Origin of the sequence: Mesorhizobium sp. Ca11 (assembly GCF_020165275.1) — a bacterium.
Classification (GTDB): Bacteria; Pseudomonadota; Alphaproteobacteria; order Rhizobiales; family Rhizobiaceae; genus Mesorhizobium.
The window spans coordinates 61,998-76,618 of record NZ_JAIUHU010000011.1; the positions used below are offsets into that span (position 1 = coordinate 61,998).

General features: G+C 62.8%; 12 protein-coding genes. 8 read left to right on the plus strand and 4 right to left on the minus strand.

The window, feature by feature from the left end; translation table 11 throughout:
* Positions 1-342: 342 nt before the first annotated feature.
* The 4 genes from LB538_RS19825 to nanR all read right to left on the minus strand — a co-directional run bounded on the left by LB538_RS19825 (position 343) and on the right by nanR (position 4,254).
* Positions 343-1,143: a sugar phosphate isomerase/epimerase family protein gene (locus LB538_RS19825; RefSeq protein WP_224528564.1), complete on the minus strand. Its 801-nt coding sequence runs from the start codon at positions 1,141-1,143 to the stop codon at positions 343-345.
* A 60-nt stretch (positions 1,144-1,203) separates the two neighbouring features.
* On the minus strand, positions 1,204-2,049 hold the full coding sequence (locus LB538_RS19830) for a phosphogluconate dehydrogenase C-terminal domain-containing protein (protein ID WP_224528568.1): 846 nt from the start codon (positions 2,047-2,049) through the stop codon (positions 1,204-1,206).
* 46 nt (positions 2,050-2,095) lie between these two features.
* A complete protein-coding gene (locus LB538_RS19835) occupies positions 2,096-3,391 on the minus strand; it encodes a ribulose-bisphosphate carboxylase large subunit family protein (RefSeq protein ID WP_224528571.1) in 1,296 nt (431 codons plus the stop codon).
* An 80-nt stretch (positions 3,392-3,471) separates the two neighbouring features.
* Positions 3,472-4,254 (minus strand): transcriptional regulator NanR, encoded by a 783-nt coding sequence (gene nanR, locus LB538_RS19840; protein WP_224528574.1) that lies wholly within the window; start codon positions 4,252-4,254, stop codon positions 3,472-3,474.
* A gap of 286 nt (positions 4,255-4,540) precedes the next feature.
* Between nanR and LB538_RS19845 the strand changes: the two genes are divergently transcribed.
* The 8 genes from LB538_RS19845 to LB538_RS19880 all read left to right on the plus strand — a co-directional run bounded on the left by LB538_RS19845 (position 4,541) and on the right by LB538_RS19880 (position 14,621).
* A complete protein-coding gene (locus LB538_RS19845) occupies positions 4,541-5,560 on the plus strand; it encodes an ABC transporter substrate-binding protein (protein WP_224528577.1) in 1,020 nt (339 codons plus the stop codon).
* 72 nt (positions 5,561-5,632) lie between these two features.
* A complete protein-coding gene (locus tag LB538_RS19850) occupies positions 5,633-8,101 on the plus strand; it encodes an ATP-binding cassette domain-containing protein (protein ID WP_224528580.1) in 2,469 nt (822 codons plus the stop codon).
* Positions 8,098-9,138 (plus strand): ABC transporter permease, encoded by a 1,041-nt coding sequence (locus LB538_RS19855; RefSeq protein WP_224528583.1) that lies wholly within the window; start codon positions 8,098-8,100, stop codon positions 9,136-9,138. Before LB538_RS19850 ends, LB538_RS19855 begins: the two co-directional genes overlap by 4 nt.
* Positions 9,139-9,246: 108 nt before the next feature.
* The gene (locus tag LB538_RS19860) at positions 9,247-10,074 is read left to right on the plus strand and encodes a phosphogluconate dehydrogenase C-terminal domain-containing protein (protein WP_224528585.1); all 828 of its coding nucleotides are present in this window, start codon (positions 9,247-9,249) and stop codon (positions 10,072-10,074) included.
* 262 nt (positions 10,075-10,336) lie between these two features.
* Positions 10,337-11,278 carry a D-ribose ABC transporter substrate-binding protein gene (locus LB538_RS19865; RefSeq protein ID WP_224528588.1) on the plus strand — a complete coding sequence of 314 codons (942 nt, stop codon included), beginning with the start codon at positions 10,337-10,339 and terminating at the stop codon, positions 11,276-11,278.
* A gap of 81 nt (positions 11,279-11,359) precedes the next feature.
* Entirely contained in the window at positions 11,360-12,022 is a 663-nt protein-coding gene (locus LB538_RS19870; RefSeq protein ID WP_224528592.1) for a DUF2291 family protein, read from the plus strand.
* Positions 12,019-13,560: a sugar ABC transporter ATP-binding protein gene (locus LB538_RS19875; protein WP_224528595.1), complete on the plus strand. Its 1,542-nt coding sequence runs from the start codon at positions 12,019-12,021 to the stop codon at positions 13,558-13,560. The genes LB538_RS19870 and LB538_RS19875 overlap by 4 nt, the downstream gene beginning before the upstream one ends.
* A complete protein-coding gene (locus tag LB538_RS19880) occupies positions 13,557-14,621 on the plus strand; it encodes an ABC transporter permease (RefSeq protein WP_224528597.1) in 1,065 nt (354 codons plus the stop codon). Before LB538_RS19875 ends, LB538_RS19880 begins: the two co-directional genes overlap by 4 nt.

The following is a 14,621-nucleotide window of genomic DNA, read 5'->3' on the forward strand; positions in this document are numbered from 1 at the left end:
TCAAACCATCGCCGCTCATTTCGACAGATGGAAAGCAGGTGGTCTGCGCCGCTCCCGATCGAGAAAAAAGCGCATCGCCCATATCTGTCGAGTTTCAGCGGGCGTTTCGTTCCGACCTTCTTGCCCGCGTTCCATGCGCGGCGATCGTGAGCGGTGGGGTCATAAAGGGAATGTCCCATTTCGTTTCTCCTTCGGGCATGATTGGCCACGGGAGGAACGCCTACGTACTTACTCGGTTGGAGTCTGGGACCGCAAGAAGACCGACAGCTTCTGGCCTCGTAAATGCGATAGCAGCCATTCGGCACGGCTGGACCAACATCGCCTGGACAAAACCGTCGCGGCTCACACAGCGCTGTTCCTGGCGGCCTCCAGCGAATTCACGAAACGCAGTGAGCGCTGCAGCGTGGCCCGAATGGTCGGGATATCGACAGGGGTCTTTCGCCGTTGCGGGTCGCGGCGCTGAGGGCGCTCCAATCGCAATGGCATTTCGATGCTGACTGGAAGCGCCGGAGGGAGCATCCGCCAATATTTCAGGTAATCGACAGCGCCCTCGCCGAGAGCACAGAACGTCCATCCTGCGTCGCGGCTGACAACGTCCTTGAGATGTGCATGACCAATCGTGTCGATGGCTGTCGCGATATCTTCTGCGGGCTGCGTTGCCTCATGGCTATAGGTGAAGACGTTTCCGGCGTCGTGATTGAGGCGGACTAGGCGCGATCCGATGTCGCGTACGAAGCTTGCTCCCATCCGAGCATTGCCAAGTAAATCGCCCCTGCCATGTCCAGGGTTCTCGAGCGCAAGAGCGACACCGGATTGCTCCAGCCTCGGCAGAACGGCATCGATCGCCTTTCGTATGCCCGCCCTTTTTGTCATCGGCCCGGCATTGGTAATCAGGGAGGATGCGCCTAAACCGGCAGCAAAGGCGATGCGCCGCGACAAGGCATCCACCGCATCCGGCCCCGAAAGGTCGAGATGAGCCGATACGGCCTTGATCCCAAGCCCGGCAGCTTCCGCCGTCGCCCTCAGCCTTGAGGCGTTCGTGGTGGTGAACATGCCCTCTTCGAAATCGACATAACCGCGAATGAAGGCCGGCTCGACATGGATGGCGCCGGCCAGCGCGATTTCCCCGATGGCCAGTTCCATCGAATAGCCGTCAAAGAGCGCAGTCGATACCGATATGGTCCTGGGCATCGGAGGCAGCGCTCAGGCTCCTTTGCCGTAGACGATCAGTTCGGAGGCTTCCTTCACCTTGGCTGGAGAGAGGGCCTCGCGCCAATCGTCGCGGACCACGACGCCTTTTGCGAAGCGCATCAGGCGCAGCGCGGCGTCCGAGGGCACTTTCGGAGAGAAGCCGAACCACATGGCTATCTCGACATTCAGATGGCCGATGAGGAAGTCAAGAGCGGCTTGTCTGGGAATGCCATATCTACGCTCGCATTCCTCCACAGCCTCGACCATCGTGTCGACGAAGGGCATCGCAACCATCTCGGACAGGCCCGGCTCGAGTATCGCCAGTTGCTCGACCGTGACCCGGTGGCTTTCGATGATCGGCGACCACATCGTTTTGCACACCTCTTCGCCAAGCGCGTAGTGCTCCTCCGGGCCTTGCATCAGGGCGCAGACGATGGACTGCCTGGCGATGCCGCCGTGATAATCGCGACGCGCCGCCCACTCCGTCTCGTCATTGAACAAAGGCGGATGGCAGGGGTGGCCGATGAAGTAGGTCAGGTCTGGCCGATCCCCGGGAAGATCGCCGGCGTAGGGTGCCGCGGCGTCCAGAATGAGGATCATAGTGCCTTTGGCCAACATCGGCGATATCTGCCGCATCACCTGGCCGATGATGTTGTCAGGCAAAGCCATCACTAGGACTTTGGCGCCGGGAATGCCTTCCTCCATGGCGACGGCGCTGAGGTTGGCGTCGGCCAGCCGCTTGCGGCCTGCCTCGCCGACTTCCACGGCGCGGACATCGTAGCCCGCGTCCACCAGCTTGCGGGTCACGCGGAAGCCCATCTTCCCTCCGGCTCCAAGCACCGCTACGGATGTCCTCATTTCTTCTCTCCCATTTTCACGTTGATGGCGCCCGGATGGCGCAGATTCAGCCGAACGCCTGCAGCGCGACCTCGAGTTCCGGATGGTTGGCGGCATAGTCGCGTGCCGGAATGCCTGCGGCAGCGGCGTCGAAAGCATCATGCAGGCTTCGCACGCCTGCAGCCGGCCCACCCGGATGCGCCATGATGCCGCCGCCGCAGCAATAGATGAAATCGTTCGAGCCGAGCCTGCCAAAGGTGTCGGCCGCTTGCACCGCAGTCTGTCCGGACGAAAATACCGGCATGACCATGTCGGGACGGTCCGCGCGCCCAAACATCGGCGTGAGACAGGCATGGGCCGAGGCCATCACCGACGCATCCTGCTCGCAGAATTTGTTGGACAGCCCGTTGACGTGCATGTGGTCGATCCCGGCCAGCCGCCAGAATTTCTGATAGGCGAGATAGCTCATGCCGATATCGACAGAACGGCTGAAAAGGCCCCAGCCTGCGCGATGCCCGTGAAGAGGGACAGCTGAATGTCGGCGAACGTCGATGACGCCCGACAGACCGACGGAATTCAAGACGAGCATGGCGCAGGTCCCGCCGCGCCGACCGATCATATCCAACCGACGCCGCATGGCGTCGACATCTCCCGAAAGGTTGGCCGCGTACATAACCTTGCGACCGGTTCTGTCGGCATGTCTGTCTATAACCGCCATCACCGCTTCGAACCGCTGCTCGAATGGCGAATGCGGAGGATCTCCCATCAATTCGTCGTCCTTGATGAAATCGATACCGGCGGCAATCAACGTATCGGCAAGGGCAGCCGTCTCTTCCGGCGTGAGACCGACGCTCGGCTTGATGATCGTGCCGATCAAGGGGCGCCCTTCCACGCCGGTCAGCCGACGCGTTCCCTCCACGGCGAAAGCCGGCCCGGAGTAAGCGTCCGTAAAAAGATCCGGAAAGGTAACGTCCAGCAGCCGCATGGCCGAGAAATGATGCAGCTCGAACAAGTTGCCGAGAACTGTCGACCAAACCGAGGCAAGGACGGTCCCCGTATTCTCGATATTCCAGGAGAGTCCGACCTTTGCCCGGAGCGGCTTGCCGGCCTTCAGGGTTTTCGGAGACCGCGAAAATGGCAAGGCCTCATTCTCGACTTCCACGACATCGTCGATGAATTCGACGCGCGCTCCAAATCTCCTCAGCAGCTCCGGTGTCTCTCCCGGAACGGCACGGAAGGTCCCGCTGGATTGTTCGCCGGCCATTGCGGTTGCGGCGACCTCTAACGGATAGCGGGTTTCGATCAAATAGGTGGCGCAGAGACGACCATTCGATGCGGCTATTCCAGCTGTGACATCACTCATGGAGGGAGCGTTAGCACCAAAATGACATTATGTCATCACATGAGTTTTGGGTGGCAAAAAAGTTTTCAGAAGCGCGCAATTTAGCCGCCGGCACCGCCGGCCAACTTCGAATAGAGTTCATTGGCGCGGCCAATGTGTTCAGCCATAGCGGCGCTCGCGCCTTCCGCATCGCCGCTGGCAATCGCCTTGTATATTCGTTCATGCTCCTCGACTGTGAGGCGTTCGGCGCCCTTCATGGCGACGAGATCCCGCTTGAACCGGGAAAGCCACTCGAGCATTCCCTTGGCCACAGCTGCGATCATCGAATTCCCGCTCATCTCCGCGATGACGGCGTGAAACTCCATGTCTGCGGTCACAAATCGCGCCTGATCGGTCTTTGCCTCGCGCAAATGGCGCAAGGTCTCGGCAAGTCGCTCCAGGCCCTTGGCCGTGGCGCGCCGTGTCGCGATCCTGACCAGACCGGTTTCCAGCAAGAGCCTGACTTCTTTCAGTTCTTCGAGCCCGCGGGAGTTCGTCGCCAGCATCATGACCATCGCCGCTGAGACCTGGTCGACAATCACCTCGGGCGTCGGATTGATTACGCGTGCGCGTTCGCCATGCGAAATCCTGATAAGGCCCATCTGCTGCAGCGACTGCATCGCTTCGCGGATCGACGGCCGGCCCACGCCAATCATCGTCATCAGTTCCTTCTCCGACGGCAATTGCGAACCGGGCGGAAACTCCGATGTCGAGATCGCGGCCAACAGCCGGTCGAGCACCTCGACATACAGCTTCTTCTTCTGGACCGGTTCCATCCGCCCCTCCGTAATCCTTGTTGGCATATCGACAGCGAGTCGCACGGGCAAACAAGCCCTGCCGGTCAATTGACATTACATATATGATGACCTAATGTCCACCTTGCGTGAGCCACAAACCGGCGCGCAGGATGCCGCAGGGCCGGCACCGAAGCCGGCCCGCAGACTGAGGACAGACTTAACCGACAGGCCCATTTCGTTCCCGACGATCGGAAGCGAACAAGTTCCGCTACCGGCTTGCCTATTTGGTATGCTGGTATAACATGTAGATGGTATGGCATCTTCGGAAGAGACGCTGTAAGGGAAATGACAGACGACCGACCGGGTTGGGCGGTTTTTTTGGGAGGAGATATCCATGAAGTTTGCAACTGTGGCGGCATTTGCCGCCGCGCTGGCGAGTGTTTCGGTTCTACCGGCAATGGCGTCGCAGGACGCGCCGGTCATCGCGCTGGCCAACGCCTATTATGGCAACACCTGGCGGCACCAGATGGTGGAGGCGTTCGAAGCCTCCGCCAAGGAAGCCAAGGCCGCCGGGCAAATCGCCGACTACATCGTCATGAACGGCGACGGCTCGGTCGCGCAGCAGAACAGCCAGATCGCCGAACTAATCCTCAAGAAGGTTGACGTGCTCGCCGTCGACGCGGCCTCGGAGACCGCCGTCAACGGCGTGATCGAGAAGGCCTGCAAAGCCGGGATCATCGTGATCTCCTTCGATTCCGTCGCATCGGCGCCGTGCAACTACCAGCTCAATTTCGACTTCAAGGGCTACAAGGCGGCCCAGGCCGAAGCCGTATTTAAGATGCTCGGCGGTAAGGGCAATGTCATCCAGGTGCGCGGTGTGAAGGGCTCGGCGCCCGACAACGACATGTTCAATGCGCAACAGTCGGTGCTGGCCAAGTATCCGGACATCAAGGTGGTAGCCACGGTCTACGGCCAGGCGACCGCTTCGGTTGCGCAGGCGGCCATCGCCAATGTGCTGCCCTCGCTGCCGCATGTCGACGCCGTGCTCGGCCAAGGCGGCAGCGACGATGTCGGCATCGCCCAGGCCTTCGTCCAGTATGGCGGCGACTACAAGGACAAGATGCCGATCATCGAAGGCGGCGGCGGCACCGACTTCGTCAAATGGTGGGCCGAGGAGAACGCCAAGAACGGCTACCAAACGGTTTCGATGAACACCACGCCTGGCATCGGCGGCGCCGCTTTCTGGCTCGGGCTGTCGCTGCTTAAGGGCGCCAATGCGCCCAAGCTGATGATCATGCCGGTCGCGACGGTCGATGCGAGCAACTTGAAGGACTATGCAAAGCTGCCGGGCGGGCAGATCATCAGCCCGAGCTACTCGCTGGACTGGGTCAAGCAGAACCTGCTCAGCAAATAAGCCAGGCAGTTCGGGATCGGGCGCTGCCGCACGGCCGCGCCCGATCGTTGTCCGCGCAAAACCGGAGGACGAATGTCCCACATCGCCGTTGCCGTACAGGGCACCGCTGCCGCCCCTGCTGGACCGAGCGTCGTTTCGCTGAGCGGGATCACCAAGAGTTTTGGGCCGACGCTGGCCAATGCGGGGATCGACCTGTCTGTGCGGGCCGGCGACGTGATCGGGCTCGTCGGCGGCAACGGTGCCGGCAAGTCGACGCTGATGCGCATTCTGTGCGGCGCGATGTGGCCGACGCTAGGCGCGATTTCCTTTGCCGGCGAAGAGGTTCCTTTCGCAGCCTACAACACTGGCGAAGCGCAGCGCCGTGGCATCCGCATGGTGCATCAGGAGCTGTCGCTATGCGCCAACCTGTCTGTCGCCGAGAATTTCTTCCTGGAGACCCCTGGCGACTCGGCAAGCCGGCCGGGCTGGCGGGCTTTGTACCGAACCCGCGCCCGCGCGGCGCTCGACGCCGTCTTCCCGGGCAACGGCATCGACGCCGATACCGAGGTCGGCCATCTCACCATTGCCGAACGTCAGATGGTCGAGATCGCACGCGCCGCGGCGACGCCCAGCGTCACGCTGATCGTGCTCGACGAGCCGACCTCTTCTCTCGACCTCGACCGCTCGAAGCAGCTGAGAGCCTTTGTCCGCGGACGCGCAAAGGCCGGACTCGCCTTCATCTTCATCAGCCACAAGCTGCAGGAGATCATCGACATCGCCACCGAAGTCGTGGTGCTGCGCAACGGCCGCATGGCCTGGCAGGGCCACGCCTCGAATGCCTCGATCGGCAAGCTGGTGCAGTTGATGGGTGGCGACGCCAATCCGATCCATCAGCACAGCGTCGCCGCGGCATCCTCGCAGGACGTGCTGGTGCGGCTCTCGGGAGCGCTGACGTCGGAGCTCGGCCGCGACCTCGACATCGTGCGCGGCGAGATCGTCGGGTTGGCCGGGCTCGAGGGCAGCGGCCAGAAGGATCTGCTGCACGCGATCTTCAAGCCCGACCGGAAACAGCAGGCGACCGTCGCCAGGTATGCCGAGGCAGGCTTCATCGCCGGTGACCGGCAGAAGGAAGGCGTGTTCCCGCTGTGGAGCGTGCTCAGCAACATCAGCATTGGCGCGCTTGCCCGCCGGTCGGCGCTGGGCGTCGTTTCCGAGCGCGCCAACAGCGATACGGCGAAAGGCGCCGCCAGCAAGCTGCGGCTCGACGACACGCGCTTTCAGTCCAACATCACCGAGCTCAGCGGCGGCAACCAGCAGAAGGCACTGGTGGCGCGGGCGCTGGTCGCTGACACGCCGATCATCCTGCTCGACGATCCGACACGCGGCGTCGACATAGCCACCAAACAGGATTTCTATCGGCTCTGCAACGAAGTCGCGCGTGGCGGCAGAGCGCTGATCTGGCATACGACCGAGGATGCGGAACTGCTTGCCTGCGACCGCGTGCTGGTCTTTTCCGGCGGCCGTATCGTCAGCGAGCTGGCGGGCGAGGCTATTACCGAGCAAGCCATCGTCGGTGCCTCCTTCGCGCAACCGGCGGCCGGCCAATCCAATACCCCCAGCAAGCGGACCGTCATGGCGGGACTCGGGCGCAAACTGGTCAATGCCGCGCCGTTCATCGGGCTTGCCGCCGTGCTTGCCATCATGATCGCGATCAATCCGGCTGTCGCCTCGACTTTCGGGCTCGATCTTCTCTTGATGCCGGCGCTGTCGCTGGTGCTGGTGACGGCGGCGCAGATGTTCATCGTCGGGGGCAGCGAGATCGACCTCGGCGTCGGCGCCTTCGCCGGCCTGGTCAGCGTGCTCAGCGCCACACTGCTCTACGACCAGCCATGGCTCGGCACGCTGGCGCTGGTGGCCGCGCTCGCCGCCTATGCCGGCCTTGGCGGCGTTATCCAGGCGCGCAAGATCCCGGCCATCGTCGTCACGCTGGGCGCATCCTTCATCTGGGTCGGCATCGGCTACGCGCTGCAGCCGACACCCGGCGGCGCAAGCCCGGACTGGCTGATCACCCTCTTCGGCTGGTCGATCGGCTTCATGCCGACGTCGATCATCATGATCGCAACCGTGGCACTGATCGTGCTCGCCATTGACCGGTTGCCGCTCGGTGTGGTGCTGCGTGGCTTCGGTAACAACCCGGCTGCGATGATCCGCTCAGGATGGTCGCCGACCCGCTATGCACTGGTGCGCTATCTCATCGCCGGTCTGTTCGCGGGCGCTGCCGGCCTGTCGCTGACGGCCATCAACACGGCGAGCGACATCAACTCCGGCAATTCCTTCACGCTGCTCAGCGTCGCCGCGGTGGTGATGGGCGGCTGCTCGCTCCTCGGCGGCATCATTTCGCCGGTCGGCGCCGTCGCCGGCGCGGTGACGCTCTCGCTGATCGGCGCACTTCTGGGCACCCTCAGCGTCAGCAGCGACTACAACGCCGCCACGCAAGGGTTGATCCTGATCGCGCTGCTCACCTTGCGCAGCCTGACCGCAGACCGCCGGAGCGAGTCATGAACGCATTTGCCAGCTTCGGCATCTGGGCGCAGCGGAACCGCTGGATCTGGGCGGCGATCGGCGTGCTTGTGTTGTGGCTGGTGCTCTCCGTGGTCACCAACCGCTTCAGCCTGTCCAGCTTGTCCGGAGTCATTTTGTCGGCATCTTTCCTGACGATCGTCGGCATCGGCCAGATGTTCGTGGTGACCACCGGGCGCGGCAACGTCGATCTCTCCGTCGCTTCGGTAATCACGCTCAGCGCCTTCGTCGCGTTGCTCACCATCAAGGGACAGGATGCCAACCTGGCCATCGGCGTCATCGCCGCGATCCTGCTCGGCCTGGCCGTCGGGGCGCTCAATTCGCTGCTTGTCGTCGGGCTCGGCATTCCGGCGATCATCGCGACGCTGGCGACCGGCTATGTGTTGGCGACCGCAACGCTCTTATCGAACAAGGCGATCCCGGGTTTCGCGGTCAGCCCGGCACTGAAGCAACTGGCGACTGGCCGTATCTCCGGCGTGCCGATCATGGCCGTCATCGCCATTCTCGGCGTCGCCGCAACCTCCTTCGTTTTGCGCTACACGGTGTTCGGGCAACTGCTGTCAGCGGTCGGCCAGAACCGCGCCGCGGCCCGGCTCGCAGGCATCAGCAACGGTCCGGTGGTCGCATCGGCCTTCGTCATCTCCTCGGTGCTGGCATCGCTCGACGGTCTGTTGCTCGGAGCCTATATCGGCGGCGCCTTCCTGGAGATGGGCCAGCCCTATCTGCTGCAGTCGATTGCCGCGGTGGTGCTAGGCGGAACGCTGATCTTCGGCGGATCGGCGACGGCTTTAGGGACGCTCTTCGCCAGCATCCTGCTCATCCTCATCGTCACCACCATGCAGATCATCGGTCTGCCTCCGGGCGCGCAAGACATCGTGCAAGGCATCGTCGTTATCTTCGTGCTTGCGCTGGCCGGGCGCCAGGCAATGGCACGGCGCACGCCCGCCGACCTCGCGGACGGCGACAAGGACCCGGAGGCGACGACGAAAGCGCCGGCGGCGACGGTCCAGCCGAGATGACAGACAAGTCATAGACAATTCCTCTTGCCAAACTCTGGTAGAGTGATCATACCAGTATGCGAGATGACGATTGGCGCGGCCCCTCGTCTGAACGTCAGGAGCAGATTGATGACAACGATTGCGCTATTGGGTGCCGGCGGCAAAATGGGCTATCGCCTGTCGACCAATTTTCGCGGCTCGCCCTACACCATCCGCCATGTCGAGATCAGCGAGCCGGGCAAGGAGCGCCTGAAGACCGGGCTCGGCATCGACACGGTCGGCGTCGATGAAGCGCTCAAGGGTGCCGACGTGGTGATCCTGGCGGTTCCCGACACGCATATCGGCAAGGTCTCGGCCGGCATCGAGAGCAAACTCGTCCCGGGAACGATGGTGATCGTGCTCGATGCGGCAGCGCCTTTTGCCGGCCATCTGCCGAAGCGCTCCGACCTCACCTATTTCGTCACCCATCCCTGCCATCCGCCGATCTTCAATGACGAAACCGACATGGCGGCCAAGAAGGACTTCTTCGGCGGCGTCAAGGCCAAGCAGCACTTCGTCAGCGCCCTGATGCAGGGTCCGGAGCAGGACTATGCCAAGGGCGAGGAGATCGCTCGGATCATCTGGGCGCCGGTGATGCGCTCGCATCGCTTGACCGTTGAGCAAATGGCGCTACTGGAGCCTGGTCTGTCGGAGACGGTATGTGCTTCGCTGCTCGTCGTCATGAAAGAAGCCGTCGACGAGGTGGTGGCGCGCGGCGTCGACAGGCAGGCGGCGCTCGACTTCCTGCTTGGCCACATGAACGTGCTCGGCGCCGTCATCTTCGGTGAAACCAAGGGTGTGTTCTCGGACGCCTGCAACAAGGCTATCGAATTCGGCAAGCCGGTGCTCATGCGCGACGACTGGAAGCGGGTCTTCGAACCGGAAGAGATCGCAGCCAGCATCCAGCGCATAACCTGATGCGAAGTCGAGGTTAGGTACAGATCACCTGAATTAGTGGTTGACTCATCATACCAGCTAGCTTTAGCTGCCCTGGCTCGGATTTTTGGGAAATCCGACCACGAAGGAGTGACGGGCGGCGGGGAGAGCAGCGAGACAAGGTTCGGATGAAAGCCGGCAAAGACTTTCAAAATCCGAGCGGCGCGGCCCGCACTGCCTAACTAATTCAGACGCAGACAATCGCCTCGGCCGTCCGGGGCAGGTTTTTCAACGGGAGGACTTTATGAAACTCAATCGCAGAATGACGCTTGCGGCTTTCGCCGGCGTGCTCGCACTCGGCACCGCGATGCCTGCCTATGCGGCGGACCTGATCGCCATCATCACGCCTTCGCACGACAATCCTTTCTTCAAGGCGGAAGCCATCGGCGCCGAGGCCAAGGCCAAGGAGCTCGGCTACGATACGCTGGTGCTGGTGCATGACGACGATGCCAACAAGCAGTCGGAGCTGATCGACACGGCGATCGGTCGCGGCGCCAAGGCGATCATCCTCGACAATGCTGGCGCCGACGCCACTGTCGCGGCCGTGCAGAAAGCCAAGGACGCCGGCATCCCCTCCTTTCTCATCGACCGCGAGATCAACGCCACCGGCGTCGCCGTGGCGCAGATCGTCTCCAACAACTACCAGGGCGCCCAGCTCGGCGCGCAGGAATTCGTCAAGCTGATGGGCGAGAAGGGCAATTATGTCGAACTGGTCGGCAAGGAGTCCGACACCAATGCCGGCATCCGCTCCAAGGGCTATCACGACGTGATCGACGACTATCCGGACCTGAAGAAGGTCGCGCAGCAGTCGGCCAACTGGAGCCAGACCGAGGCCTATTCCAAGATGGAGTCCATCCTGCAGGCCAACCCGGACATCAAGGGCGTGATCTCCGGCAACGACACGATGGCGATGGGCGCCTATGCGGCGTTGGCCGCAGCCGGCCGCAAGGACGTCATCGTCGTCGGCTTCGACGGCTCGAACGATGTGCGCGATTCCATCACGTCAGGCGGCATCAAGGCGACGGTGCTGCAGCCGGCCTACGCCCAGGCGCAGATGGCCGTCGAGCAGGCCAGCGACTTCATCAAGAACAAGAAGTCGCCGGAGAAGGAAAAGCAGCTGATGGACTGCGTGCTGATCAACGGCGACAATGCTCCCAAGCTGGAGACCTTCGCGCTCAAGAACTGAGCCAGCCCGATAGAAGCTGCGAGGGACGAACGCGTTCGTCCCTCGCCTCCATTTTCACTATCCGGGTGTCTTTCGAACGCCATGCCGAACAAGTTGACCTGGCTCACCCTTGGGCTGACCGTTGCCGCGCTCGTTGGTCTCAGCATTAGCGCCTGCAAGATCCTGCCGACACTGTCGGCGCAAGGCGGCGATAGCGCCAACAGTACGGCCTTCAATCCCGACAAGATGGTCGAGGACATCTGGGTCTCGAAGGTCATTCCCTATTTGCAGCAGAAGGCAGGACCGTTCGCAGAGGTCCATGCGCTGGCCAAGACCGATCAAGTCGCCGCCGGCGCCAGATACGGCAATGCGAAGAAGCAGGCGAATTCGCCATGGACTTTCGCGGTTCGGGTCGAAGGCAAGATCGTCGCCGCCAACACGCAATCGCGCGCGGCGACCATCGATGTCGACGTCGATGGCGACGGCAAAGCGGATGCGCGTGTGCAGATCGGGCCGGCGATGCGCGGCACTGCACTTCGCGACAGCCTGGACTTCGTGCAGTTCAACGACTTCACCAACCAGATCGACTTCGCCCAGTTCGGCAAGGCCTTCAATGCCCATGCCGACAAGACCGTGCTGTCCAAGCTGCCGCGTGATACACTCGAGGGCCGGACCGCGAAGGTGCTCGGCGCCTACACGATCGAAAGCAGCCAGAACCTGCCGCTGGTGACGCCGGCGGAGGCCGAGATCGGGCCGAAGTCATGAGCTCCGATCACGACGTCATACTCAAGCTGGAAGACATCTCCAAGGTCTATGCCGGCACCGTGGCGGTCAAGCACGCCAATTTCGAGGTGCGCAAGGGCGCCGTCAACGTGCTGGTCGGCGAGAACGGCGCCGGCAAGTCGACGCTGATGAAGATCATCGCCGGCGTTGAACGGCCAACCGCCGGCCGAATCCTGCTCGACGGCAACGAGGTTTCGTTCTCGTCCTCGGGAGATGCAGTCGGCCGCGGCATCGGCATGGTGTTCCAGGAACTGAACCTGTTCGGCAACCTCACAGTCGCCGAGAATATCTTCGCCACCCGCGAGCTGACCAACTGCTTCCGCAAGATCGACCATAAGGCGCAGGAGCGGCGCGCTGCCGAGTTCCTCGAACAACTCGAAGCCGGCATCCGGCCGGACATGCCGGTCGAGGATCTGCGCATCGGCCAGCAGCAGCTGGTCGAGATCGCCAAGGCGGTTTCGCTCGACGCGCGCGTCCTGATCATGGACGAGCCGACCTCGGCGCTGAGTGCGGCCGAGGTCGAGATCCTGTTCAAGGTGATCGCCGATCTCAAGGCGCGCGGAGTCGCCATCGTCTACATCTCGCACCGGCTGGAAGAGCTGATCCGCATTGGCGACTACATCACCGTGCTGCGCGACGGCCGCATCACCGGCCAGGAGGAGATGAAGAACGTCGACACGCAGTGGATCGTGCGGCAGATGATTGGCTCCGACGCCAAGGATTTCGCCAAGGCCGATGGTCATCAGCCGGGCGAGGAGATCTTCCGCGCCGAGGAGATCTGCCTGCCGCGCGTCACCGGCGGATTGGCGGTCGACCATGTCTCCCTGTCGCTGCGCGCCGGCGAGATCCTAGGCATCTACGGCCTGATGGGCGCCGGGCGCAGCGAACTGTTCGACTGCATCATGGGTCGCCACGGCCAAGCCAGCGGCAGGATCTTCATCGACGGCAAGCCGGTCAAGGAGCGCGACACGACGCGGCGCATCCGGCGCGGCCTGGCGCTGATCCCGGAAGATCGTCAGCGCGAGGGCCTGGTGTCGATCCTGTCCGTCGCCAGCAACCTAACCTTGGCCAGCCTGTCGCGCTTCGTCAGCCTGTTCCACATTCGCGGCGGCGCCGAGAAGCAGGCTGTCACGCAGATGGTGCGCGAGCTGGCGATCAAGGTGGCCGACCCGGCGCAGGAGGTGTCATCACTGTCCGGCGGCAACCAGCAGAAGGTTGTGATCGGCAAGGCGCTGCTCACCGGACCGAAAGTGCTTTTGATGGACGAGCCCAGCCGCGGCATCGATGTAGGCGCCAAGGCCGATGTCTTCCGCACGATGCGCAAGCTTTCGCGCGACGGCCTGGGAATCCTCTTCGCCACTTCGGACCTCGACGAGGTGATGGCATTGTCCGACCGCATCGCGGTGATGAGCAACGGAAAATTGACGGGAATGTTCAACCGCGCCGAGGCGACGGAAGCGGCGATCGTCGCCGCATCAGCGCTTGGCCATGGCCCCGTACACGGAGAGCAAACCCGATGACCGACATCCCAGCCAAGGCTGCCGCGCCATCCGTGTCGAGCGGCTCCATGCTTTTGACGCTGATGAAGCTCCGGACCTTCATCGCCCTGATCGCCGTGCTGGTGTTCTTCTCGATCGCGGCGCCGAATTTCCTCTCGGCGGGCAACCTCATCCTGATGGCCAAGCACGTGGCGCTCAATGCTTTCCTCGCCATGGGCATGACCTTTGTCATCATCACTGGCGGCATCGACCTGTCGGTCGGCTCGATCGTCGGCCTGTGCGGCATGGTTGCCGGCTATCTGGTGCTCAACGGCATCGACTTGCAGATCGGCTACACCGTCTATTTCAACGTCATCGAGATCGCGCTGATCACGCTTGGCGTCGGCATCCTGATCGGCGCCGTCAACGGGCTACTGATCACCAGGCTCAACGTCGCGCCCTTCATCGCCACGCTCGGCACGCTCTATGTCGCGCGCGGACTGGCGCTCTTGTCGTCGGACGGCCGTACCTTCCCCAACCTCGTCGGCAAGCCGGAGCTCGGCACCACCGGCTTCGGTTATCTCGGCGCCGGCAAACTGTTCGGCCTGCCGGTCTCGATCTGGATACTGGTAGTGGTGGCGCTGGGAGCGGCCTATCTCGCCCGCTATACGCCGCTCGGCCGCCACATCTTCGCGGTCGGCGGCAACGAGCGCGCCGCGCGGATCTCGGGGGTGCGGGTCAATATGGTGAAGATGTTCGTCTACATGTTCTCCGGCCTCTGCGCGGCGATCGTCGGCCTCATCATCTCGTCCGAGCTGATGGCCTCGCATCCGGCCACGGGCGAAAGCTTCGAGCTCAACGCCATTGCGGCGGCGGTGCTTGGCGGCACCTCGATGTCGGGCGGCCGCGGCACGATCGGCGGCACCATCGTCGGCGCCTTCGTCATCGGCATCCTTTCCGATGGGCTGGTGATGATGGGGGTGAGCTCGTTTTGGCAGATGGTGATCAAGGGTCTCGTCATTATCGTCGCCGTCGTTGTCGACCAGGCGCAGCGCCGGCTGCAGAGCCGCGTGACATTGATGCAGATGGCGAAGGTGGGTTGA